The sequence below is a fragment of the Pontibacter populi genome (assembly GCF_040278685.1).
Lineage (GTDB): Bacteria > Bacteroidota > Bacteroidia > Cytophagales > Hymenobacteraceae > Pontibacter > Pontibacter populi.
Genome location: NZ_JBEOKT010000017.1, coordinates 51,976 through 75,647, shown reverse-complemented (window position 1 = coordinate 75,647; position 23,672 = coordinate 51,976). Strand labels below are relative to the sequence as shown.

The window sequence follows — 23,672 nt, the reverse complement described above, 5'->3', positions numbered from 1 at the left end:
AAAGTGTAAGTTAGAAAGTAACTATATCTCATTTGCTTGGCTTATACTTCATTATGGGATCTTAAATGACCTACTTTATATTTGCTGGTGAAAACACAGCAAGGGCGTGAATTCATTAACTCTCTAACTCCTAAACTATAGCTCCTTTTCTAACTTTCTAACTTCCCAACTTTCTAACTATAAAAACTATGATCTGGCACCAGAAAGAGATACGATTACCGGCTGTGCAGCGAGGGTTTCATTTGATAACAGACCTGATAGAAGCACAACTGCCGGAACTGGAAGATATTAAAGTGGGTATAGCGCATGTATTTATAAAACACACGTCGGCAAGCTTAACTATAAATGAAGACGCAGACCCAACCGTACGCCAGGATTTTGAAAGCCACTTTAACCAGATGGTGCCCGAAAATGCCAGCTACTACCGCCACACTTCCGAAGGTCCTGATGATATGCCTGCGCATTTAAAAGCTGCTATTCTGGGGAGTTCAGTAACGGTACCTATCACAAACGGTAAGTTTAATTTAGGAACCTGGCAGGGCATTTATTTGTGCGAGCACCGCAACCATGCCTCCAAGCGTTGGATCGTGGTTACCCTGAACGGAAGCAACTAAGCCGCTACTTTATTATAGTTACCTTTTTGGTGATTACCCCTTCTGAGCTACTGATGCGGAGGTAATATAAGCCACTTGGCAGGCCTGTCGTTTTAAGTTCTGCTTTGCGGGTGGTCACTTCCTGGGTCATTATTACCTGGCCTGCCCTGTTCAGGAGCTCTACCTGGCGCAGCGTTACGTGAGCGGGTTGTTCTATGATGATATAGTTGGACGCCGGTACCGGGTAAACTGTCAGGTCATTTGGGGTAACTTCTATAAACTCTTCCCTGGTTTCAGTGCTGCTCATCTCGCTGTTGGCTATAGTTAAGCTAACCTTGTAAATGCCGGGCTTTTTGTAGGTAACTGACGGATTGCGCTCTGTAGAAGTTGCTGGGTTACCGCCTTCAAATTCCCAGAGCCATGAGCTTGGCTTAACCCCTATTGACCTATCTCTGAATTGCACCAGCTCACCAGCCTGTATCAAAGTATCTGTTTCAGCCTCAAATCTGGCTCGCAGGCCGCCGTTACAGGCTACCGAAGTTAACAGCTCGCTCCTCGACGAATTAAGTACCGCCTGCATATAAGCTATCTGGCCGTTGGTAAACAGGTTCATGCAGGCATCATCGCTATAGTCCATATAGTTTTGCCACATGTCGCCGTAAGGACCGTTTTCGCAGGAAACTATAGTTCCGGTGGGGCAATCGTAGTTTGGACTGTACTGGTTTGGCGTATCGTCTATGTAATCTGTGTCGGAGCAGGATTCGTTACCTGTTCCCCAGATGTGCTGCAGGCCGAGCCAGTGCCCGATCTCGTGGGTGGCGGTCCGGCCTTTGTTAAATTGTGACCTGAATGGGTTGTAAGGAGGTTCTCCAACGGTTTTGTAAAACAATACTACGCCATCATACTGCGACGAAGAGCCCATGCCCGGGAAAGTTGCCCAGCCTAGTATATCATTAGAAATATTGCCTACCCAGATGTTCAGGTACTGATTGCGGTCCCAGGCGGGTGCGCCGCCCCTGTCCTGCCGTTTAATGTTGTTATTGTTCGCGCTAAATGAGGTGCTGCTGGTCTGAGTACGGGTTATGCCATTTGTTAAGCTACCATCCGGAGCCGTAGAGGCCAGGCAGAACTCGATGCCGGCATCGCCTGCAAGATCAGCAAAATGTGTTGGTGTGTTTATCCTGTCAGCGTTTGTTCTCCGGAAATCAGCATTAAGCACTGCCAGCTGCGAGTGGATCTGCTCATCAGAAATGTTTTGCTCCGGAGTATTATAAACCACATGAAACACTACCGGGATAGAGATAAGGTCGGCTGCTTTGCGCATTTGCTGGCCCTGACGCTTCTGGCTTAGGTATTGCTGTGCGGCCTCTGTGGCTTGTTTCTGCTGCAATTTTATGCCGGGCTGTAGTTGCTCCAGTGTTTGCTGGTATAGTTCTGTTGCGCAGGTACGACTCTTTTGCTGGCTAAAGCCGGGCATAGCGACAAACAACAGTATAAACCACACAAGAGTAAAAAAGCGCATAAAAGCCGGGGAGTAAAGGTATAAGATATTGTACGCAGGCTAAACTACCAGGATCAGTGTAAAGATATTAAATTCTTGTGTATCTGGCTAACTATAAATGGATTACAAACTATAGGTTGGCCTGAATGCTATAGTGCAACGAATCCCCGAAGATCAGTTTCTGAACGCCCTCTACTTTATAGCTCTCAAGGCGACCACTTTGCGGACTTGCCTCTAATATGGCCTTGCGCTTAGAGTAGAAAAGCAGGTTCTGGTCCAGTAAGGTGGCTTCGAGGTATTGCACTTTCTTTTCCGGGCTTAATTGTAAGTGCAAGTATTCTACGGGAGCTTCAGCGTCTTTCTTTTTTGTGTAAGTTACGGCTGTGCTGCCATCAGGCAATTCCTGTTCTTCGCGGGTATAGTATTCGCGCAGGGTCGGCTTGCTGATATCGGCTTCTTCAAAAACGGTGAGTTCTTCGTCCCAGTTCAGGCTGTCTGCCTGAATGGTTTCGGTGGGCTCGTTCTCAGTTGTTACAGATTTAAGTACGGCAGGCTGCTTACGTTGCAGGCGCTGCTTTTCATACTGTATATAAGCTGTTACGTTATAGTAGTCGTCGGTGGCGGCGGTGCTACGCGGCACAGGCTGCTCGCAGGCTGCCAGCGCCAGAATCATACTCCCAAACAAAACTAAACTATAGTTTCTCACAAGTATTAATGCTTTATCAATGATACACCGGTCATCTCGGCTGGTTGCGGAATGTTCATCAACTCCAGTATGGTTGGTGCAATGTCGCCCAATTTGCCATTGTTCAGTTCACCCTTAAACGTATCGCTTACCAAAATGAATGGCACCAGGTTAGTGGTGTGGGCTGTATTTGGTGTGCCGTCTTCGTTTATCATGCAATCAGCGTTGCCGTGGTCAGCTATAACTATAGTATCATACCCATTTTCGAGGGCTGTAGTTACTACGGCGGCGGCACATTCGTCTACCACTTCGCAGGCTTTTACGGCAGCCTCAAACACGCCGGTGTGGCCTACCATATCCGGGTTAGCAAAATTAAGACACACAAAGTCGGCGCTCTTTTGTTTTAATTCAGGTACCAGTACATCGCGCAGGTCGTACGCGCTCATTTCCGGTTTAAGGTCGTACGTGGCTACTTTAGGTGATGGGCACATCAGGCGGCGCTCGCCTTTAAACTCGGTTTCGCGGCCACCCGAAAAAAAGAACGTAACGTGTGGGTATTTCTCGGTCTCGGCAATGCGTATCTGCGTTTTACCGGCTTTCTCGAGCACTTCGCCCAAGGTATTGTTCAGGTTATCTTTATCAAAAACAGATGCTACATTTTCAAATGTGTCATCGTAGTTGGTCATAGTAACGTAGTGCAGGTTCAGCTTGTGCATTTCCTGTTCCGGGAAGTCGCGCTGCGTTAATGCCTGTGTAATTTCGCGGCCACGGTCTGTTCTGAAGTTGAAGCAGATCACTACATCGCCATCTTTTATAGTTGCTACTGGCTGTCCGTTGCTATCTGTGCGAACTATAGGTTTGATGAATTCATCGGTAATACCATTGTTATAAGACTCCAGGATAGATCCGATAACGTTTGTTGAGTAGATGCCCTGGCCATTAACCATCATGTCGTAAGCCAGTTTTACACGCTCCCAGCGGTTGTCGCGGTCCATGGCGTAGTAGCGGCCAATTACTGAAGCTATAGTTCCTGTAGTGCGGTCTATGTGCTCGCTCAGCTCGTTCATATACTTTACGCCACCTTTCGGATCGGTATCGCGGCCATCTGTAAAGGCATGTATAAATACATCTTTCAAGCCTTCATCAAAAGCGGCAGTGCAAAGGGCTTTCAAATGCTCTATGTGCGAGTGCACGCCTCCATCCGAAACCAGGCCTATCAGGTGAACAGGCTTTTTGTTTTCTTTGGCATATTTAAAAGCATTGGCTAAAACAGGTCTGCTTCTCAGCTTATGCTCAGCTATTGTTTTGTTGATAAGGACAAGGTCCTGGTACACTACGCGGCCGGCACCAAGGTTCATGTGGCCCACTTCGGAGTTGCCCATCTGTCCGTTCGGTAAGCCCACGGCCTCGCCGGATGCCTGCAAGTGAGCATGCGGATATTTTGCTAAAATAGCGTCGTAGAAAGGTGTATTGGCTTTATTGATAGCCGAAACCGCTGGATTAGTGGCAATGCCCCACCCATCCAGGATCACTAAAAGTACCTGCTTGTTCATGCTACAAATATAACTATAATCTTGGTATGGCTGCTTAGTTTAACTGTACGTAACAAGTTCAGTATTTCATTTCGTGTGGTGCCAACTAAAGCAGGCAGGCTAGCTTATCTGGTAGCTAAAATTTTATATATCTTTTAAATACCGCTATCTTTAAAGCCCGAAAATTTGTACATTAGTTGGCATAGTTTTAGCTTATAACTGTGCAGAGTTACAAACAATATTTATGAAAAATCTAAAACAGTTTGCTGTAGTATTCTCTTTACTTTTAGTAGTCGTGTTTATGTCTGCTGGTCAGGCTGTGGCGCAGGGTGGTGTAATGGATGGTGTAAAGTCTGCTATGAAAGCCGGGTCTTCTAAAGATCTGTCGCGCAACTTCAGCAGTGTGGTTGAGCTAACGCTCGACGGCAAAGAAGCTACAAGTTACAGTAACACGCAGGCTGAGTTTGTGATGAAGAACTTTTTCAGCAAAAATGCACCTGTAGACTTTACTTACAGCCACCAGGGTTCGTCAGATAAAGGTCAGCAATACGCTATCGGTACCTATAGTTCAAAAGCCGGAAGCTATACCGTGCTGGTCCGTATGAAGGATTCTAAGATACAATCGATGAATTTTATAAAAGATTAACTATAAAGCGTATATTTTTACAAAGGCTCGGGGTTTATCCCGAGCCTTTTTTTATTTTTGCACTGTGAGACCTACATACCTGACCGAAAAAAGTATAAGCGATTTTATCGCGATGGCGCTTGCCGAGGATATCGGCGATGGCGACCATTCTTCGCTGGCTTCTATTCCGGGGGATGCGCAGAACCAGGCGCGCCTGCTCGTGAAAGGAGACGGCATACTGGCGGGCGTAGAGCTGGCCGGTTATATTTTTAATGCCGTAGACCCAACGCTGCAGGTAGAAGTGCTGATGCAGGATGGCGAAACTATAAAATATGGCGATGTAGCCCTTACCGTAAAAGGCAAAGCGCAAAGTATCCTTACCGCCGAGCGACTGGTACTTAACTGTATGCAGCGCATGAGCGGTATCGCCACGTACACGCATCATCTTACCGATTTGATTAAAGGCACTGGCGCTAAGCTGCTGGACACCCGCAAAACAACGCCTAACTTCCGGATAATGGAGAAATGGGCTGTTGTAATTGGTGGTGGGCATAACCACAGGTTCGGTTTGTTTGATATGATCATCCTGAAAGATAACCACGTGGATTATGCAGGCGGCATTAAAGAAGCTATAGTTGCTACCCAGCGTTACCTGCAGGAAAAAGGCAAAGACCTGCGCATAGAAGTAGAGACCCGCAACCTGGACGAAGTAAAGCAAGCAATAGAAACAGGCGGCATTCACAGAATTATGCTGGACAACATGACCCCGGAAATGATGCGCGAAGCTGTAGCTATGATTGGTGGTAAGTTTGAAACAGAAGCATCGGGTGGGATAACTGAAACAACTATAAGATCGGTAGCTGAGTGCGGGGTTGATTATATCTCGGTAGGTGCTTTAACACACTCCATCAAAAGTATTGACCTGAGCCTGAAGGCTTATAAACTATAATTTTGGCATCGCCCTGCAGCCAGAGAACAGAAGCAGAAGAAACAGCAGGGCAACAAAATCTGATTTTACAAGAATGCAACAACCAAACAGAGGTGGCTTTCGGGCACCACAAGGCCCGGCTCCCGGCACGATTCGGACCAAAAAGTACCAGTTAGATAAAGACATGTTTACCAAGGTAGCCCTTGGCAAGGTGTGGCGCCGCGAGTGGTGGTTCGCCATGATTCCATTTGTAGCACTTATGTTACCGGCCGTTTTCAGCTTTTCGTGGTGGTGGGTAGCAGCGGCAGTTATAGTTACCATCCTGTTTGTAGCTATCCGTTCGGCCCAGATAGTGGGTGTAACACGCGTGGAGCAGGGTAATGTGCTGTTCGAAAAAATGACCTACGAGATTGACTCACGCCAGATAATAATGAAGCGTAACGAGCGCGAAGGAATGACCATGACCTGGGACATGATAGAGAAGGCAGAGCGCAGCGGCGATGCCTTTTTGCTATGGTTGCAGCCTCCAACGGCCAGCCAGTTACCAGGCGGCTGGAAAGGATGGGTTGCGCGTACATTCCAGGCTCCGGTGTTTTTACACCTGCCTTACCGTATATTTGTAGGCGGCAACGACGTAAAGTTGATGGAAAGCCTGCTGCGCCGCAAAAACCTGCTGGCATAACAGTACAATAACCTTAGCTTTACCGGCTAACGTAAGTAATTATAGTATAAGATGTTGCCTGTATAGTTGCAGGCGCTATATCTATAGATAACGAATATAAACGTACAAAAATGAATAAGAACGTAATAGCAGTTTGTGCCGCAGTTTGCGGTTTGTTTATGGCTTCGTGCGATACTCCGAAAGACCTGAGACCAGGCGAAAAAGTATCGAATGACTATGTAGAGCCAGGTACACGCAGCACTTTCAACGTATCGGATGCCGGTAGTGCAGAAGTTGCTGAAGGTGGTGCTGTGCAGGGTAAAATTATTCATGAAGAAGTAATGCCAAACCATGATGCAGGCGCCAATACCATACAGCCAGTTGATAGCATTAACGAAGCTGCTGAGACAAATACACCTGCTGGTGCTATAAAGCCAGGCGTTACAAAGCCATAAGGATACCAGCATTTAAACAGGAAGGCCTGCCGTTCTTTGTAGCGGCAGGCCTTTCTTATAAATATAAACTATAGTTGTTAGATGCATTACCCTGGCTTCGGTTATCCGTATACCCACGATCAGATATTTTAGCCTATATTTGCAACTCAATTGCTACTATAATAAACTGCGATGGCTCAACCGGAACAAGAGTGGTTCAGTACCTGGTTCGACTCTCCTTACTACCATATTTTATATAATAACCGCGACGAGCAGGAAGCAGAGCAGTTTATGGATAAGTTGCTTGCCCACCTGCATCCCAAGCCGCACGAAAAGATATTAGACCTTGCCTGTGGCAAAGGCCGCCACTCGGTATACCTGAACCAGAAAGGCTACGACGTTACCGGTATAGATCTTTCAGCACAAAGTATAGATTATGCCAAGCAATTTGAAAACAGCCGCCTGCACTTTGCCGTGCACGACATGCGCGAAGTGTACGAGCCCGAGTCCTTCGATTTTATTCTGAACCTATTTACCAGTTTTGGCTATTTCGAGAACGAGACCGAGAATGTAGTAGCGCTGTGTGCAGTAGCTAAATCGCTGAAGCATGGTGGCAAACTGGTGATCGACTTTATGAATACCGACCTGACCATTGCCAACCTGGTAGCGGAAGAGAAGAAAGAAGTAGATGGTATAGAGTTTCATATACACAGGGGCGTAGAGAACGGCTTTATAGTTAAAACCATCCGGTTCTCTGATAATGGCGAAGATTACTGTTTTGAAGAAAGAGTGCGCGCGCTGCGCGAAGAAGATTTTTTAGAGTATTTCTCGATGGCACAACTACGCCTGGCAGAAGTATTCGGGGATTACGATTTGCAGCCATTCGACCCGGCAAAAAGCGAACGTATGATATTTGTTTTAAAGAAATAAGCGCACTGCATGTTTATAGCCATTCTGGTCCTGTTTTTTACAGTAGTGCTGTCCGGTTTCCTGGTTAAGCTTTTCCCACCGAACAATGTGCGCTGGCTTAAAATGGCCCTGGCCTTTAGCGGGGCTTACCTGTTTACCATAACTATAACCCACCTGCTACCCGATGTGCTACTCAGCAACAAAGAGCCGCATGTGGTAGGGTACTGGGTACTGGCCGGTTTCTTTTTGCAGCTAATCCTGGAGCTTTTCTCGCATGGCGTAGAGCACGGCCACATGCACACCCATACACATGACCACGACACAGACACCATTCCTTTCCTGTTACTGGGTTCTTTGTTTGTGCACTCCTTTTTAGAAGGCAGCATTCTGATCGATCAGGATTACAGGGATGCGGGACACATGCACCACCAGGGTAGCTTTTATTCTGTGTTGCTGGGTGTGGCATTACATCACGTTCCGGCGGCATTTGCTTTGATGTCGGTTTTGCTGTCGCGGGTGAAGAATTTTAAAAAGGCGTTCAGCTGGCTTTTGGTTTTTGCGGTTGGCTCACCGTTAGGTATCCTGGTAAGTAACTACCTGCTCTCGCATGAAGCGCCAGGTGGCATGGTCTATACTGCGCTTACAGGTTTAGTTGCCGGTAATTTCCTGCACATTTCCACCACCATCCTTTTCGAGACCAGCCCGGAGCACAGCTTTAACCGCAACAAGCTTATCGCTACGCTGCTTGGCCTGGTCCTCGCCCTGCTATCAGATCTTATCTAGAAGCTGTTTAGGGTTTATTTAACCTAGCATACACCCTTGCTGCGTGTTTTCGCCAACAAGATTAAAAGCCGGCCAATTGGATTGTTGGTTAAAATATCAATAATAGCTCGTTGTTACCGCAGAAACTATAAACCCTAAACAGGTTCCTACACATATAGCTATAGTTCTATAGTTGAGCTGATAATCTACTTTTGTGAATAGAAAAAATACCTTTGGGAACCGAAAAGCGGAATTAAATTACTGTGGAAAGGAGCGTTGCAACTAAAGCTTTAACAGTGTTGATCAATGCCGGGGCAGCATTACTATCGTCGCTCTCGTCTTCAGGGGTAAAGGCTTCTTTAAAATAAGCTAAAGGGCTGTCCAATACTTCCGCATCCAGCACAGACTTGTCTTTAACACGTGTAGTTGATGACTTTGGCTTGGCTTTAGAAGCAGACTTGGTAGCTGTATCGTTATCTATAGTTGTGTTAGTGTTCTGAGCGGTAGTATTGCCGTTGTTGGCGAATACCTCAGGGCATGGCATCGATAGCAACATAGCTACTATAGCTGCAGCAAAAATGAACCGTAAATGTTGCCATGCATTTCTCACACCCAAATGTATATTTTTTTTCTCTCATTTACAACAACTTGATTGTATATTTTAGAGAATGATTGTTTTTTTATTGTTAACGGAAGTTATTGTTGGGTAAGTATAGTTAAACCCATATTTATTTTTTCGCAGCAGATCTTATCACCTTCATCTTCACAGGTGCCACCCCTGAATCTATCATACCTACACGTCTGGCAGCAGCCCCCGAAAGATCAATTATACGTCCTCGTACAAATGGACCCCGATCCGTGATCTTAACCTTTACAGATTTATTGGTAGCCAGGTTGGTTACTTTTACTTTGGTGCCAAAAGGTAATTTTTTATGTGCTGCAGTAAGCTTGCCATGGCGGTATGGGTCTCCGTTTGCCATTTTGCGGCCTTGCAGCTTACGGCTGTAGTAAGATGCCTTTCCTTCTTCGGTATAACCTTTCTGGCCAAAGTTAGCTTTACTGCCAGCGCAGGATGCCAGGCTCAGGCATACTATAACTATAAGCAAATAAGTAAAAACAGACTGTAATCGTGTAATTCTGAAAAGCATAGATATTAAGCTGGTATAGCAGCCGGTGTATTGGCTAAAAATAAAGTGATCTCTTGTGTAATGCGACTGACTGGTATAGTTTCTAATGGGTGTTTGGTAGCAGGTAAAACGAGTAACCGGGCATTTGGCAGGCTGCGGTAAGCCGCTATAGTTTCTTCCAGCGTAACCATATTATCCAGGTCACCAACAGAAACCTGAACTGGCTGTTGTATTTGGGCCAGTGCATTCGGGGTAAGTAAAGGCTGTTTGCCCAGTTGCTGCATCATGGCTGCTGTTTTGTGCATTACCTGCTCCCATGGCTGTGGCGTGTGGCGCTTGTCAAGCACAGCGGCAAATTGCGGCACCTTCTCTTTTATCTTATCCGGGTTAAGCATTTTAACTTCTTTGGCAGCCGTTTCCTCAGACCATGCAAACTTAGTAGCCAGTGTAAAAACACTTTTAACATGATCAGGGTGTTGCTGCGCCAGGTATAACCCAACATAGCCGCCCATGCTATAGCCAAAGATATGCACTTGCTCCAGTTGCTGCTGATCTATAAAGTCCAGCACATTTTGCGCGAATAACTCTATACTATAGTTCTCATCAGGTAATGCGTTGCCTCCATGTCCGGCAAAATCTAAGGTATAAACGTTGTAGTTCTCTGCGAGCGCGTGCTTAAGTGGTTCGAGCGTAGAGGCTGCACCCAACGCACCGTGCAACAATAATAGATTTTCCACAGGGTTTATAGTTTGGCTTATAGTTAAAGGCTGAGGGTTATACTTTTACTGCTTGACCTGGTAATTATAGACCTGTACGGCTTGGGTCAGTTTATCTTTCTGGAACAGGTTAAACACCAGCTGCGCTCCTAATACACCAGCACCGGCATACAGCACCGGCGACACATTCAGCGACCCATCGGCAGTGCGCTGAGAGTTTGCTACGCCCAGTGCCATCAGGCCAGCTCCCAGAATAGTAACACCGGTTCCTATTATTCGTTCGCGCCTGTATTTTTGCAGTAATGTTAAACTGGCAGCATTGTCACTAAGGGCCATCTCCAGGTTTTCCTGGTTAAAGAGATATAATGGGCCGCCATCTTTAGAGAAATAATAAATACGTTTGCGACTGGTGCGCGGCATGCCATACCCGTATCCGTAACCATACGGCGAGTAACCATAGCTATCATATGTGGTGCGCGATGTGTAGAATTTCTCAATGCGTGGGCCTTCCAAAATGCGTTTGGCAAATGAATCGGAGCTGTTGCCAGGTTCTACGCGTGCATAATACCCGTCTTCGTTCTGGAAAGCGCTTATCATAGCAGGACTATAGCGTAGCGAATCGTCGAGCAAAAAATAGTTTGCCTTAAATAGCGGCGATTTGAGCTGTATCTTTCTAGCCTCCACTACCTGTCCGTCCTGAAGTTTAATAAAGAACGGTTTGGTGTTCTGTGCAAGGGCATCTAAGCCAGTTATAAGGCAAAGTGTAAGCAGCAGACAAAAGTATTTTTTCATAAGGATGTGCTGTTAACTAAAACTACTAACGAATATACGTAGCTAAAGTAATATGTTAGTTAAAAAGCAGGAGCAACATAATGGGCAGGCCGAGCAAACTCATATAAACCCATTTCATAAGCTGAGGCCTGTACTTGTTAGGCACCATGTTGCTTACAAACATAACCGCTATCAGCAAACACAGCAGGTATAAAAGTATAAAAACTACGGCTTTTACCCAATTGGGAACCACAGTGTTCTCTTCCTGCAGCTGGTTGCTCTCGCCAAGCCCTGATAACAGATAGCTAAGGCCCATATACACTACCACCTCAAACAGCAGAAAGTAAAACAACGATATCCAGAAACTAAGTTTACTGCGTTCCATTACAATGTTTTATAAAAGTGGTAGCTCTTAATATGAAATCCTTCCCGGAAATAGAACCTGTGCGCCGCGTTGTTAGAGGTATACGCATCCAGCATAATGGTCTGGCAATTCTCCTTTACGGCCAATTGTTGCATCCAGTCCGATAAGCGTTTGCCTAGTTCCTGCGATCTGTAAGCTACATCAACTATAAAGTTATCTATCTCCAGGTATTTGCCACTGTATAGTTTCGTGTTTATCCAGAAGCCCGATAAGCCTACGCATTTTTCATCTGTAAATATACCAACCATACGGTAACCGTTCGGCAGCATCTGGCTGAGCAGTTGGTTGTATTGTGCCGCGTCCATTGAAGGGTTCAGTTGCAGTATAAGGGCATGCTGCGCCAGCATTTCAGGCAATGTGATCAGTTCTCTGATAATAAAGCGAGACATAAAGGGGGGGCTGAGAATTTAACAGTTTTAAAGTACGAGCTTAACTATACAAGTTACTGAAATAGCCGGAATACTCTAATATAGCTATTTTCGGGGTTTAACGTTATATGCTGTAATTGTATAATTATTCAGAGGAATGCATAGCATAAGGCACAGTTTTTGAAACAATATACCCTATAACACCCGTTTAAAATACCAGATGATAGTAGGGATATGAGACTTTTAAGGAATATTGAATTAGATAAATATAATTTTACTGGAAATAAAAGCAAACGAAAGATCTATAGTATAGGCTATGAAGATCTTACGACGCTGATCTATTACCAGGATACGAAAAGTAAATTTACGTTAGTCGTTGCTAAGAACGACGACCCACCATTAATTCTGGAAAAGAAAATATCCAGAGCAGAAGCATTCAGATTAATGAACACCCGGCCTTAAGTGCCGGGTTTTTTTATGTCCATGCTTTTTATTCCCCTCTATTTTCAGCACCTCCACCTATAGTTATCAGGCTATTCACTTTTTATTTTGCACAGTACCTTGCGTTGCATAGTAGTGTGTTATATATTTGCATCAGCTTCTTTAGATAAGAAGATTAACGCGCAAAATAAAACTATGAAAAAAAGTATCATCAACAGCCTATTTGTAGCAAAGCGGGTGGCTGTAGCTATTGTTGTTACAGTAGCATTTAGTGTAAACAGTGCCTATGCACAGGTACAGAAAGACGTAACCAACAAACTGCACGAGTACCTGGGGGCACATCTGGTGCAGGGCACTTTTAGCGGTATCGTAACCGTAACCGAACACGGTAAGCCCGTTTACAGCCAGGGTTTCGGGATGGCCAACTATGCAGAGCAGTTGCCTAATGGGGCTGATGTAAAGTACAGGCTGGGTTCCATTTCTAAATCTTTTACAGCAGTACTGGTTATGCAGCTACAGGAACAGGGCAAGCTTAACGTACAGGACAACGTAAGCAAGTATTTGCCTGACTTCCCGAACGGCGATAAGATCACGCTGCATCATTTATTATCCAGCACCTCTGGCCTGCCCGATTTTGTGAACTTCTGGAAAGAGGTAAATACCAAACCAGCCACTATAACCGATATACTGGCCCTGGTGAAAGACAAGCCCTTAGAGTTTGAGCCTGGTACCAAATGGAAGTATAGCAGTACCGGTTTTGTAGTGCTGGCCCAGGTGATTGAGCAGGTAACTGGTAAACCTTATCAGAAAGTGCTGGCCCAACAGATACTAAAGCCACTTAAAATGCACAGTACCGGGGTAGAGTTCAGTAAGCCGGTTAACGGCCTGGCATTGGGCTACAACCACGACGGCCTGCACCGCAAACTGGCTAACCCGATAGATATGAGCTGGTGCCACGCCGCCGGAGCTATTTACAGCACTCCAACCGATATGGCGAAGTTCGATGCCGGGCTGACTGGAAATAAACTATTGAGCGACGCCTCTAAAAAGCAAATGTTTACTCCGGTAATGAAAGACTATGGCTATGGCTGGGTAATAGACTCGGTTGCAGGTCAGCAGCGTATTAGCCATAGTGGCGCAATTAATGGTTTTAAAGCAAACTTTATTCGGTTACCGGAAACCGGGATAACTATAACCATCCTGAGCAACTATGAGTCGCAGCAGGTAAATGGCCCGATCTCGAAAGATGTAACAGCTATAGTGCTCGGCGAGAAATACCAGGTGCCGGTAGTGCATAATATTACCCCACTTTCTGACTCGCAGCTGGCAGCTTATGTAGGCGAGTACCAGGTAGCACCAAAAGTTAGCTTTAAAGTAAAGTTAGAAGATGGGCAGTTGTTTGCCGAAGGCCCGAATAACGATGTGTTTCAAATGTTCCCGGAGGCAGAAGATAAATTCTTTTTGAAAGTTGCCCCTGCCCTGATCACATTTGAGAAAGATGCCGAAGGTAAAATAGCGAAAATGCTGATGCACCATGGCGGCAGAACCATGCCCGCCGCAAGAATCAACTAACCTATAACCAACTATAGACATGAAAAGCAGGGAGGCAACTTCCTGCTTTTTTGTTGTAATCGTAAGCATACCTATGACCGGAAAGAATAAATACTACACCATTGCTATAGTTGGCGCCATCGTTACGTTTCTGCTGCAGGTAATGTTTATGGTCGTTGTGGATCCTTATATAGCTGCTGTGCTATCTCCTTTTTACCCTGTCTGGATTGTGGTTTTTGTGATTGGCTGGCGCAAACAGCACCCGCGCAGGTAAAATTTACAACTATAAGCCGCTGCAGATTAGCTGTTTGAGTGAAATGATGGTGAATGATGGCACTATTTTAGCTTTTCTGATATTATAGTATAAAACAAAAGCCAAAGAAATAAAGAGTGCCTATGTCTGATCAGGAAATAATGACGGATGTAAATCATGTGCAGCACATGTTCCTGCACGTGGAAACCAGCGATGCGGTCTGCATCCTGAACGTAGCCGGCCATCCGTACCGCCTGCGTGAGTTAATTTACATGATGATCAATAACGGTTGCAGAATATCCCAAACCTCAGCCGACCAGTATAATACGTTCCCATACGACCAGGAAACTGTAGAAGTGCATGATTACATGACCTCTATTATTAAAGCGAAATTTATAAAGTAAGACCAACTATAAAAAAGAAGGGCTACTGATTCAGTAGCCCTTCTTTTTTATAGTTGTTTAATTTCGATCTCTTTCGGCCTGATGGCTGCACTGTGGTAAGGTAGCCTCACCTGTAGTTTCCCATCCTGGTAAACGGCCTCAATGTTACTAATATTTACTTGTGGTGGTATTACAAATACCCGGTTAAACATAGGTACTGTTAGTTCAGGATTATCCTGGCTGTGTAGCAAAGCGTAAATAGTAAGCTGGTTATTATGTACCATTACTTTAAACGACTCTGGTGTTACACTGGCAGCCCAAACTTCTATTACTGCGCCTTTTTTATATTTGGCCACAGTAACATTTGTCTCGCTGATGCCACCTGCAACCGTATTGAACAGGTTGAGGTGTTGCGCTACATTTTTCAGAAAATCATTATTGTTAATCAGGTTCATGTCCTTCCTCCTCTAATCTAATTCTTATATTATGTGTTGCAAACTGCGTGCCATACCTATAACATAAGAAGCTGAGTTAACTGTTTGTCATTATGGCTCAATAGCATCTGAATCTATAGTTGCGCGGGGCCATATTGGCAGCTTTCGGAAGCAATATAGTTCAATTTTGTGGTAAACCTAAACCGTTCCCGTAATAACTAAATATAACAACAGACACCCTTAAAAATTTGTTAGCGCAAGCCGCTACTCCAACACCTGAACAAGTAACTATAGTTTAAAAAACTGCTGATTTATTCTTTCCCAATTCCCACTCGTTTTTCCCAACTATGGAAATTTTAGTGTAATGTGGAAGCCATCAGATTTTTGCGTGATCAAAAAAAAATATAGATGACCTAACTGTATTGTTGTGTAATAAGCTGATAATCAATGTGAATTAATGGTTGTTAAACTGTAGCTCAGGGCAAAAATAATGTAGAAAAACTGTTTATAGCTAAGGAATATGGAATGGCATAGTTATTTCATTTTGGCTGGCAGTCAACACAATTACATGAAACAATTCTACATTACCCTTATTACTTTCCTGGTTTTTACAATCACTGCATCTGCCCAGGTTATCCTTCACCACGAAAATTTTACTCAAAATAGCCAGGGCGTTATAGCTGGAGTGTTTGCTGAGCCGGCGAACTCATGGGCAGGATCCAGTGCAATTCCAAGCACATTGGCGCAATCGTCAAAAGGGAACTATGCAAGAACTGCAGACGATGCTATATCAACAAAAAGCCTGTTCCTTAAATTCTCAACCATGGGTTATAGTAGTGCCGCCATCACATGGGAACAGTTCCGAAATCAATATAAACAAAATACACCGCTTATTGCTGTAGTTGAGCTTCAGTATAGTATAGGCGCTGGTGCCCGTACTACTTTTTACAGAACTACAAACAACACTAACGGCATCTGGAACAAAGTAAACAATGGTACGCCCATCGCACTGCCAGCTGCTATAATGGGTATGCCGGAAGTTACGCTTTACTGGAAGATCACTTACGATTTGAATAAAAATAACGAGACGGCTTACTACGCTATAGATGATGTAACTATAACAGGGACTCCGGAAGCAGGAATTTCTACATTCGATTGGTCTACCCGCCCGCTTGACGAAAACCCATTTACTGTCTCAGGTATCAATTCGGCTACACCTTACACCGTTGATGGCGTAACGATGCGCTGGTCTTCGGCTTTAAATACTGGCGTAACTTACGAGTTCGCTAAAGTGGACGATAAGACCTACAAGCCAGCTACTAAGTCGTTTTCGCTGGTACAGTTAAACAATGCTACCACAGCAGGCTCGGTTATTCAACTGGATCTTAATAAGCCTGTAGAAGACCTGACCTTCACTATTTTTGATGTGGATGTAGCCCTGAACCAGTTTACAGATAAACTAACTATAACAGGCTACAACAATGGTACACCTGTGCAGCTTGTAAAAAATAAAGTAAAGACCACCTCGAATAACAAGTTTGAAGCTGCGGCTTTAACAGGCCTGACTGCAACCGATAATACTTCCAGCGAAGGCGACATTACTGTTAGTTTCTCTAAACCGGTTACACGTGTCATAATTCAGTATAGCAACGCATCTGCTACACAAAACGCTAACGGCCGCCAAGGTATCGCTATTCATAATATCTCCTGGAGAAAAGAGCAGGTTATAACACCGCTTCCGGTAGAGTTAATATCATTTAAAGCGAAGAGCGAGCAAAACAAAGCAATACTTACATGGGTTACAGCCTCTGAAAAAGACAACGACAGGTTTGAAGTAGAGCGCAGCCAGGACGGAAAGAACTTCAGCAAGATTGGTGAGGTAGCAGGTAATGGCACCAGCAGTCGTAAACTAAACTATAGTTTCACTGATAACAGACCGGCAACAGGTGTAAACTATTATCGTTTGCGCCAGGTTGATTATGATGGCACTGCCGAGTTCTCTAAAACTATAGCTGTAAATTTTGCCGCACCAAAAGCCGGAGCCGCCATTGCACAGGTTTTCCCGACGGTAGCAACTGACCAGGTAACGATAGCCTTTACTCCTGCAGCTGGCACCACGGATGTAACTATAGTTGATGCAGCCGGGAAAACGGTAGCCACATTCGCCCGGTTAGCAGACCTTGAAAACGTAGTTCCGGTACGGCACCTGCAGACAGGAATTTACTTTGTTACGGTAACCAATGGCCAGGTGCGCGAAACATATCGATTCCTGAAAAAATAACTTATTGTCAGAAACTAATCTAATATACATAAGGAAAGCCCCGTCTATTTTAGGCGGGGTTTTTTTGTGCCCATACATTCATTAAACGGCTAAGCGTAGCGTTAGCAACTCAAATAAGTGCCCGTTATGGAAGATTTTTTTGCACTGTTTTTTAGGAGAATGATGGTAGCAAAGTAACATTTGTCCGTACAAGCTTTATCAGGGGAATACTTTGTTAAGATTGCGAGAAGGAGATAACATGCTTAAACTATACTACGAAACAGATGCCATGCGTGTAAGCTACGATAAAGAGCAACAGCTTGCTGTAGGTACCTGGAAAGGCTTTGTAACAAGTAAGGAATTGCGCAAAACAGCTCTTGACTCGCTGGAATTTGTAAATAAGCATAACATTACCCGCTGGCTTGCAGACCGTAGAAACATGAAAGCCATACGGCAGAAAGATCAGCAATGGACAGTCGAAAAGTTTATTCCCCAAATACTTGCCAGCCCTCTTCGTCGGATGGCTACTATTGTGTCTGATGACATCTTCAATAAAATGGCAATTGATAACATTTTTGAGCGTAGCAACGGGCTGAGTACAATTACACTGCGTGAGTTTGATAATGTAGAAGATGCCCTGGAGTGGCTTAAACAGCCTTTTGAGGATGAAATAGTCCGCAATGGACCCGGTTCTGCTTCCGCTGAAGCTTGAGCCGGCGACTAACATAAACACTACTTTTGCCTGCCTGTTGTCGGCTATAGTTCTGGCTCATTCCATCGCAGTTTTCTACGGAGCCGATTTATAGTTATTCCGTCGCTGCGGCTTTTAAAAATAACTATGTGCTAATCAGCACGTAGATTTTTATACACAAACAACTATAACTATGAAAAATTACGGACTACTAACTTTAGGACTTGCTGTTATATTGTCATCATGTAACGATCCGAAAGGGGATGTTGAAAACGATTCAATGCAAGAAGCAACAGAAGATACTGCTGTTGTGTATGATGATGCGCGTGGACGGGTGGAAGCCGATGGAGCCGAAATAAAGGATGTGGGTGAAGACTTTTGGGCAGACATTAACTGGGATGCTCCTGTTGTAGATGATCCGGAGTTAAAAACATCTGAGATCGAAGTTCGCGCTGAAAAAGAATACAACATTTATGGTTTAGATGATCGCCTGCTATTCGACACTGACAAAGCACAAATAAGGGCTGAAGGCGAAGAAAAGTTACAGCAGATAGTTAATGAAATTAAAGAGTTGCCACAGAACGGTCAGATCCGTATTTTCGGGCATGCCGATGCACGTGCCGGTAACGAGTATAACAAAGAGCTCTCGGCTGAGCGCGCCAATGCCGTAAAAGACTGGCTACAAAATAAAGGAGGTATTGCCGCTAACAGGTTGTCTATAGAAGCCATGGGCGAGACTGCACCTAGAGCAACAAACGAGACAGCCAGAGGGCGCCAGCTTAATCGCCGTGTTGCGATTGTGGTTGTTACCCGCGAATAGCGGCACAGTTCAAAAGCCTTTTTTATAAAACGGCAGTACAGCAAATTTATAAACGCGTTGATGGTTAAGGAAATACGGCCCTGAAAGACTTCGGTAATGTATAGGGCATTATACTTTGGTTTTTTAATCCAAATACAACGCAGGACGATAATAAAAAGGTGAGCTATAGTTCATTAAACAAAAGGCACAAGCTAAAACTTGTGCCTTTTGTTTTGCCTGCTTTATAGTTAAGTATTGCCTCAAAAGTAATCCGGTTTCTTTTTAGCTGTATTTATACTTTTGGCGTATCAATTACGCATAAGGGGCATTTAACCTGACCTTAAATTTAAATATACAACTATGAAAAAGACGATATTATACCTGGTGCTTGCTGTAACAGGCTTGGTAAGTGCCTGCAATACGGTAGATGAGAAAACGGAAGCTACCGTAGATGAAGCAACAGAAGCAACTGCCGATACAGCCGTTACTTTCCAGAATGATAATGCGCCCGACTCAGCAGCAGATGGAACTATAGTTGACGTGGATGCCAGCGGAGATGCAGACTGGAACAATTTAGACATCGCTACTGAAACCTGGGAAATGTTTAAAGTCGGTGATTTGGAAGTACGAAGTAACGAAGATTATAGTGTTTACTCTCTCGATGAAAACATCCTGTTTGATACCGACAAAGCCGTGATCAGGAAAGGCGCTGAGGAAGATCTTAAAGAGATCAGTAATTCTATAGCCGAGCGCAGCAAAAATGGCGCTGTGCGTGTGTATGGTTATACGGATGCCAGAGGCAGCGCCGGTTACAATAAACAACTGGCCGAACAACGTGCTGAAGCTGTAAAGAACTGGTTAGTAAAAAATGGCAACATCAACGCCTCCCGTATTTCTGTTCACCCTGTAGGAGAAGCCAAACCAACTGCCACCAACGAAACCGCCAAAGGCCGCCAGCAAAACCGCCGTGTAGAAATTGCCGTGCGTAATAGCTAAGCAAGTATAAAGTATAGTTAAAAGGCACCTGGGAGAGATTTCAGGTGCCTTTTTTGTATTATAGGTCAGACGCTAGCAGGAGCTGCGCACACTGCTAGGTCTTTACCGTATAAGGTTAGATGCAAAAGTTAGCAGCGTTAGAATCTGGCAAGTATTACCATATTTATACCCGTGGGAATAACAAAGAAACGCTTTTTAGGCATCCTGACAATTACCATCTTTTTCTGCAATTATACCGAAAGTATATAGTGCCGTTTGCTGACACTTTTTCCTATTGTTTGTTGCCGAACCATGTACACTTCTTAATAAGGGTAAAAGAAAAAGATGTGTTAATGTGGCATGAAGTTAAAGAAGACTCTGGTAAGCTCGTAAGTGTTGAACGTCAACTGGCACATCTACTAAATTCTTACACCAAAACTATAAATCACAAATATGAAAGAATTGGTAAGTTATTCCAGCATAGGTTTGGCAGAAAGGAAGTTACTTCAGAAGCTTATTTCAATCGACTTATTTACTATATCCATTTCAACCCACAGCATCACAGTCTTATAGAAGATTTTAGCGATTGGCCTTACTCATCTTACCACAGCCTACTCTCTAAAAGTAAAACAGCATTGCAGCGCGAAGAAGTTTTAGAATGGTTTGGTAGCAGAGATTGGTACAAGAAGTTTCATGAAGAAAACGCAGCCGACTTTGCAAGTATAGCCCCACTTATTGAAGAAGACGAAATATAAAAGACCTAGCAGCGTGCGCAGCTCCTGCTAGCGTCTGGGAATAACTCCAAAAGTTGATTTAAAGCGTAATAGGTATATGTGGAAAAATATATCTTTAGATTTAGTATCATTTTTGATACTCCTTTACGTACTTTAATCAAAAGAAAAGGCTGCCCTATCAGAGCAGCCCCTTTCTAAGATGCTGAAGTTGTCTACGCTTTGCGTAGAAATGGAACACGCCACCGTCCTTCTTGAAGACTTTCTTACCTTTTATGGTAATAAAACGTGTAAACACTTCAACATAATCAGGATGGTCTTTCAATGACGCCTTCTTCATGTCGGAAATGAATTAGGTTAGACATTACTAGCAGAGACCTTCTCTACAAGAACCTACTAAGCTGCAACTTGGTAGGTTTTTTTTACTCCATCCTTAGCGTTCCTTTGGTAAAAATTGAGTCTTTAAAGAAGAAGGAGGACAGTGAGTCCTCCTTCTTTAGTTATTTACGATCCGCAAGCTTCGCAAGCGTCCGGGTTGTCAAGTGAGCAGGCCATGTCATTTCTGTTCTGGTCCTGGTTGTAAACCGGCGACAGGGTTTCGGCGGCTTGTTTCTCAACTGTAAACTTAATGGCATCAACAGCGGCTTTGGTGCGCAGGTAATACATACCCGTTTTCAGGCCACGCTTCCACGCATGGAAGTGCATCGAAGTCAGCTTACCGAAGTTCACGTTCATTACGTGCAGGTTCAGCGACTGACTCTGGCAAATGTAAGCACCGCGGTCGGCACTCATATCAATTACCGTACGCTGGCTGATCTCCCATACTGTTTTATACAGGTCCTTTATGTTCTGCGGGATGTTCGGGATATCCTGTACCGAGCCGTTGGCTGCAATAATATCCTGCTTCATCTTATCATTCCACAGGCCAAGCGCGATCAGGTCTTTCAGCAGGTGCTTGTTAACCACCATAAACTCACCAGACAGTACGCGACGCAGGTAAATGTTAGAAGTATAAGGCTCAAACGATTCGTTGTTACCTAATATCTGGGCAGTAGAAGCAGTTGGCATAGGTGCTAATAACAGCGAGTTACGTACACCATGCTCCATTACTTCCTTACGAAGCTCTTCCCAGTCCCAACGACCTGACTTAGGCGTTACACCCCACATATCGAACTGGAACTGACCTTTTGATAATGGAGAGCCCGGGAATGTTTCGTAAGCACCATTCTTCTTTGCCAGGTCTTTAGAGGCCGTCATTGAAGCGTAGTAGATCGTCTCGAAGATATCTTCGTTCAGACGTTTCGCTTCTTCGCTCTCGAAAGGCATGCGTAGCGCTATAAAGGTATCAGCCAAACCCTGTACACCCAACCCAATAGGTCTGTGGCGCATGTTAGAGTTCTTGGCTTCAATTACCGGGTAATAGTTAATGTCGATAACCTTGTTCAGGTTAAGTGTAACATGGTAGGTTACATCAAACAACTTCTGGTGGTCGAATATCTTATGGTTGCCATTGTCTTTTACATAACGCGGCAGGGCCAGCGATGCAAGGTTACAAACAGCAACTTCGTTCTCGTCGGTGTACTCCATAATTTCGGTGCACAGGTTCGAGCTTTTTATAGTTCCAAGGTTCTGCTGGTTCGATTTGGCGTTAGCAGCATCTTTATACAGCATATATGGCGTACCTGTCTCAATCTGCGACTCCAGTATATGGAACCATAGATCCTGTGCTTTTACAGTTTTGCGGGCGCGGCCTTCACGCTCATACTTCTCGTACAGGCGCTCAAAGTCCTTACCCCAGCACTCAGCAAGGCCAGGTGCTTCATTCGGGCAGAACAGGCTCCAGTCACCGTTCTCTTCCACACGCTTCATGAACAGGTCTGGCGTCCACATGGCATAGAACAGGTCACGGGCGCGGTTCTCTTCTTTACCATGGTTCTTCTTCAGATCCAGGAAATCGAAGATATCGGCGTGCCATGGCTCCAGGTAAATTGCGAAAGCGCCTTTACGCTTGCCACCACCCTGGTCTACATAACGGGCCGTATCGTTAAATACCTTCAGCATCGGGATGATACCATTCGATGTACCGTTTGTGCCTTTGATATAAGAACCTGTAGCACGCACGTTATGGATGCTCAGACCAATACCACCGGCACTCTGCGATATCTGCGCGCATTGCTTCAGGGTATCGTAAATTCCTGGTATGCTATCGTCCTTCATGGCCAGCAGGAAGCACGAAGACAACTGTGGCTTAGGCGTACCAGCATTGAAAAGTGTTGGCGTAGCATGTGTAAACCACTTCTCCGACATCAGGTTGTAAGTCTCGATAGCCGACTCGATATCTTCTTTGTGTATACCAACAGCTACACGCATCAGCATGTGCTGCGGGCGCTCTACAATCTTTCCATCTAAACGCAGCAGGTATGAACGCTCCAGTGTTTTGTAGCCGAAGTAGTCGTAGTTATAGTCGCGGTCGTAAATTATAGTTGAGTCAAGGGTAGCGGCATTTTTACGGATGATCTCATACACATCCTTAGAAAGCAGTGATGCATTTTCACCGGTTTTAGGGTCTGTGTAGGTATACAGGCGCTTCATGGTGTTGGAGAACGACTTGCTGGTAACCTTATGCAGGTTAGAGATCGCAATACGTGCTGCCAATACCGCATAATCCGGGTGCTTGGTAGTTAACGATGCAGCAGTCTCAGCAGCCAGGTTATCCAGCTCAACTGTAGTTACGCCATCGTAAATACCATCAATCACCTTTTTGGCAACTTCAATTGGCGATACATAATCAGCATGTAAGCCATAGCAAAGCTTCTCGATGCGAGCTGTGATCTTGTCGAATTTAACGGATTCGCGCCGGCCGTCTCTTTTAACTACTAACATAGTGTATACAATTAGCGGGATTCAAAAGCCCGGGTTATTAAACAGATATAGTGAAATGCTTCTGCCGGAGCAGATAGTATTAAATATTTAAAGTATAAGATACAGTCAGCTAATACGCGGAGTGGTATAAGCCGTTGCAATACAATAGTTTATAGGTAAAGCCAAATGCTTTTACTATATAGTAGGGATGGAATTCCCCGTTGGTGGCTCGGTGGCCAGCTTTGATACCGGTGCA

Annotated in this window: 27 protein-coding genes; 16 read left to right on the top strand and 11 right to left on the bottom strand. The window is 44.7% G+C overall.

What is annotated here, in order from left to right; genetic code table 11:
- The first annotated feature begins 188 nt into the window (after window positions 1–188).
- Window positions 189–614, top strand: coding sequence for a secondary thiamine-phosphate synthase enzyme YjbQ (locus ABS362_RS15930; protein ID WP_350413609.1), 426 nt, complete (start codon window positions 189–191; stop codon window positions 612–614).
- Window positions 615–618: 4 nt separating this feature from the next.
- Here ABS362_RS15930 and ABS362_RS15925 read toward each other — a convergent pair whose 3' ends face one another.
- From ABS362_RS15925 to gpmI, 3 genes are all read right to left on the bottom strand, one after another.
- Complete coding sequence (locus ABS362_RS15925; RefSeq protein WP_350413608.1) at window positions 619–2,115, bottom strand: M43 family zinc metalloprotease; 1,497 nt, start codon at window positions 2,113–2,115, stop codon at window positions 619–621.
- Between the two features lie 109 nt (window positions 2,116–2,224).
- Window positions 2,225–2,800 (bottom strand): hypothetical protein, encoded by a 576-nt coding sequence (locus ABS362_RS15920; RefSeq protein ID WP_350413606.1) that lies wholly within the window; start codon window positions 2,798–2,800, stop codon window positions 2,225–2,227.
- A 5-nt stretch (window positions 2,801–2,805) separates the two neighbouring features.
- On the bottom strand, window positions 2,806–4,332 hold the full coding sequence (gpmI, locus tag ABS362_RS15915; protein ID WP_350413605.1) for a 2,3-bisphosphoglycerate-independent phosphoglycerate mutase: 1,527 nt from the start codon (window positions 4,330–4,332) through the stop codon (window positions 2,806–2,808).
- Window positions 4,333–4,555: 223 nt separating this feature from the next.
- On the opposite strand from gpmI, the gene ABS362_RS15910 reads away from it, so the two are divergent.
- The 6 genes from ABS362_RS15910 (at window position 4,556) to ABS362_RS15885 (ending at window position 8,651) form a co-directional block, all read left to right on the top strand.
- Window positions 4,556–4,957 carry a DUF4783 domain-containing protein gene (locus tag ABS362_RS15910; RefSeq protein WP_350413603.1) on the top strand — a complete coding sequence of 134 codons (402 nt, stop codon included), beginning with the start codon at window positions 4,556–4,558 and terminating at the stop codon, window positions 4,955–4,957.
- Window positions 4,958–5,021: 64 nt separating this feature from the next.
- Window positions 5,022–5,885: a carboxylating nicotinate-nucleotide diphosphorylase gene (gene nadC, locus ABS362_RS15905; protein WP_350413601.1), complete on the top strand. Its 864-nt coding sequence runs from the start codon at window positions 5,022–5,024 to the stop codon at window positions 5,883–5,885.
- 73 nt (window positions 5,886–5,958) lie between these two features.
- The gene (locus tag ABS362_RS15900; RefSeq protein ID WP_350413600.1) at window positions 5,959–6,546 is read left to right on the top strand and encodes a hypothetical protein; all 588 of its coding nucleotides are present in this window, start codon (window positions 5,959–5,961) and stop codon (window positions 6,544–6,546) included.
- 110 nt (window positions 6,547–6,656) lie between these two features.
- Window positions 6,657–6,980, top strand: a complete 324-nt coding sequence (locus ABS362_RS15895; protein WP_350413598.1) for a hypothetical protein — start codon at window positions 6,657–6,659, stop codon at window positions 6,978–6,980.
- 171 nt (window positions 6,981–7,151) lie between these two features.
- Window positions 7,152–7,889 (top strand): SAM-dependent methyltransferase, encoded by a 738-nt coding sequence (locus ABS362_RS15890; protein WP_350413596.1) that lies wholly within the window; start codon window positions 7,152–7,154, stop codon window positions 7,887–7,889.
- 9 nt (window positions 7,890–7,898) lie between these two features.
- Entirely contained in the window at window positions 7,899–8,651 is a 753-nt protein-coding gene (locus tag ABS362_RS15885; RefSeq protein ID WP_350413594.1) for a ZIP family metal transporter, read from the top strand.
- 232 nt (window positions 8,652–8,883) lie between these two features.
- On the opposite strand, the gene ABS362_RS15880 is transcribed toward ABS362_RS15885, so the two are convergent.
- From ABS362_RS15880 to ABS362_RS15855, 6 genes are all read right to left on the bottom strand, one after another.
- Entirely contained in the window at window positions 8,884–9,240 is a 357-nt protein-coding gene (locus ABS362_RS15880) for a hypothetical protein (protein WP_350413593.1), read from the bottom strand.
- 118 nt (window positions 9,241–9,358) lie between these two features.
- Window positions 9,359–9,778, bottom strand: a complete 420-nt coding sequence (locus ABS362_RS15875) for a septal ring lytic transglycosylase RlpA family protein (protein ID WP_350413592.1) — start codon at window positions 9,776–9,778, stop codon at window positions 9,359–9,361.
- 5 nt (window positions 9,779–9,783) lie between these two features.
- Complete coding sequence (locus ABS362_RS15870; protein WP_350413591.1) at window positions 9,784–10,494, bottom strand: alpha/beta fold hydrolase; 711 nt, start codon at window positions 10,492–10,494, stop codon at window positions 9,784–9,786.
- Between the two features lie 45 nt (window positions 10,495–10,539).
- On the bottom strand, window positions 10,540–11,265 hold the full coding sequence (locus ABS362_RS15865) for a hypothetical protein (protein WP_350413590.1): 726 nt from the start codon (window positions 11,263–11,265) through the stop codon (window positions 10,540–10,542).
- Between the two features lie 55 nt (window positions 11,266–11,320).
- Window positions 11,321–11,629 carry a hypothetical protein gene (locus ABS362_RS15860; RefSeq protein ID WP_350413589.1) on the bottom strand — a complete coding sequence of 103 codons (309 nt, stop codon included), beginning with the start codon at window positions 11,627–11,629 and terminating at the stop codon, window positions 11,321–11,323.
- On the bottom strand, window positions 11,629–12,057 hold the full coding sequence (locus tag ABS362_RS15855; protein WP_350413587.1) for a GNAT family N-acetyltransferase: 429 nt from the start codon (window positions 12,055–12,057) through the stop codon (window positions 11,629–11,631). The genes ABS362_RS15860 and ABS362_RS15855 overlap by 1 nt, the downstream gene beginning before the upstream one ends.
- A 213-nt stretch (window positions 12,058–12,270) precedes the next feature.
- Here ABS362_RS15855 and ABS362_RS15850 point away from each other — a divergent pair, with 213 nt between their 5' ends.
- From ABS362_RS15850 to ABS362_RS15835, 4 genes are all read left to right on the top strand, one after another.
- On the top strand, window positions 12,271–12,498 hold the full coding sequence (locus tag ABS362_RS15850; protein ID WP_350413586.1) for a hypothetical protein: 228 nt from the start codon (window positions 12,271–12,273) through the stop codon (window positions 12,496–12,498).
- Between the two features lie 174 nt (window positions 12,499–12,672).
- Window positions 12,673–14,049: a serine hydrolase gene (locus ABS362_RS15845; RefSeq protein ID WP_350413584.1), complete on the top strand. Its 1,377-nt coding sequence runs from the start codon at window positions 12,673–12,675 to the stop codon at window positions 14,047–14,049.
- Between the two features lie 73 nt (window positions 14,050–14,122).
- Window positions 14,123–14,302: a hypothetical protein gene (locus ABS362_RS15840; RefSeq protein ID WP_350413583.1), complete on the top strand. Its 180-nt coding sequence runs from the start codon at window positions 14,123–14,125 to the stop codon at window positions 14,300–14,302.
- A 122-nt stretch (window positions 14,303–14,424) separates the two neighbouring features.
- Window positions 14,425–14,685 (top strand): hypothetical protein, encoded by a 261-nt coding sequence (locus tag ABS362_RS15835; protein WP_199109042.1) that lies wholly within the window; start codon window positions 14,425–14,427, stop codon window positions 14,683–14,685.
- Between the two features lie 47 nt (window positions 14,686–14,732).
- Here ABS362_RS15835 and ABS362_RS15830 read toward each other — a convergent pair whose 3' ends face one another.
- On the bottom strand, window positions 14,733–15,119 hold the full coding sequence (locus ABS362_RS15830; protein ID WP_350413581.1) for an Hsp20/alpha crystallin family protein: 387 nt from the start codon (window positions 15,117–15,119) through the stop codon (window positions 14,733–14,735).
- 547 nt (window positions 15,120–15,666) lie between these two features.
- Here ABS362_RS15830 and ABS362_RS15825 point away from each other — a divergent pair.
- The 5 genes from ABS362_RS15825 (at window position 15,667) to ABS362_RS15805 (ending at window position 20,578) form a co-directional block, all read left to right on the top strand.
- A complete protein-coding gene (locus tag ABS362_RS15825) occupies window positions 15,667–17,379 on the top strand; it encodes a T9SS type A sorting domain-containing protein (protein ID WP_350413579.1) in 1,713 nt (570 codons plus the stop codon).
- Window positions 17,380–17,590: 211 nt separating this feature from the next.
- On the top strand, window positions 17,591–18,070 hold the full coding sequence (locus ABS362_RS15820) for a hypothetical protein (RefSeq protein ID WP_350413578.1): 480 nt from the start codon (window positions 17,591–17,593) through the stop codon (window positions 18,068–18,070).
- Window positions 18,071–18,242: 172 nt separating this feature from the next.
- Window positions 18,243–18,869 carry an OmpA family protein gene (locus ABS362_RS15815; protein ID WP_350413576.1) on the top strand — a complete coding sequence of 209 codons (627 nt, stop codon included), beginning with the start codon at window positions 18,243–18,245 and terminating at the stop codon, window positions 18,867–18,869.
- A gap of 339 nt (window positions 18,870–19,208) precedes the next feature.
- Window positions 19,209–19,844: an OmpA family protein gene (locus ABS362_RS15810; RefSeq protein WP_350413575.1), complete on the top strand. Its 636-nt coding sequence runs from the start codon at window positions 19,209–19,211 to the stop codon at window positions 19,842–19,844.
- A 119-nt stretch (window positions 19,845–19,963) separates the two neighbouring features.
- The gene (locus tag ABS362_RS15805) at window positions 19,964–20,578 is read left to right on the top strand and encodes a hypothetical protein (RefSeq protein WP_350413573.1); all 615 of its coding nucleotides are present in this window, start codon (window positions 19,964–19,966) and stop codon (window positions 20,576–20,578) included.
- Window positions 20,579–21,058: 480 nt separating this feature from the next.
- Here the strand turns inward: ABS362_RS15805 and ABS362_RS15800 are convergent, their stop codons facing one another.
- Entirely contained in the window at window positions 21,059–23,437 is a 2,379-nt protein-coding gene (locus ABS362_RS15800) for a ribonucleoside-diphosphate reductase subunit alpha (protein WP_350413571.1), read from the bottom strand.
- Between the last annotated feature and the right edge of the window lie 235 nt (window positions 23,438–23,672).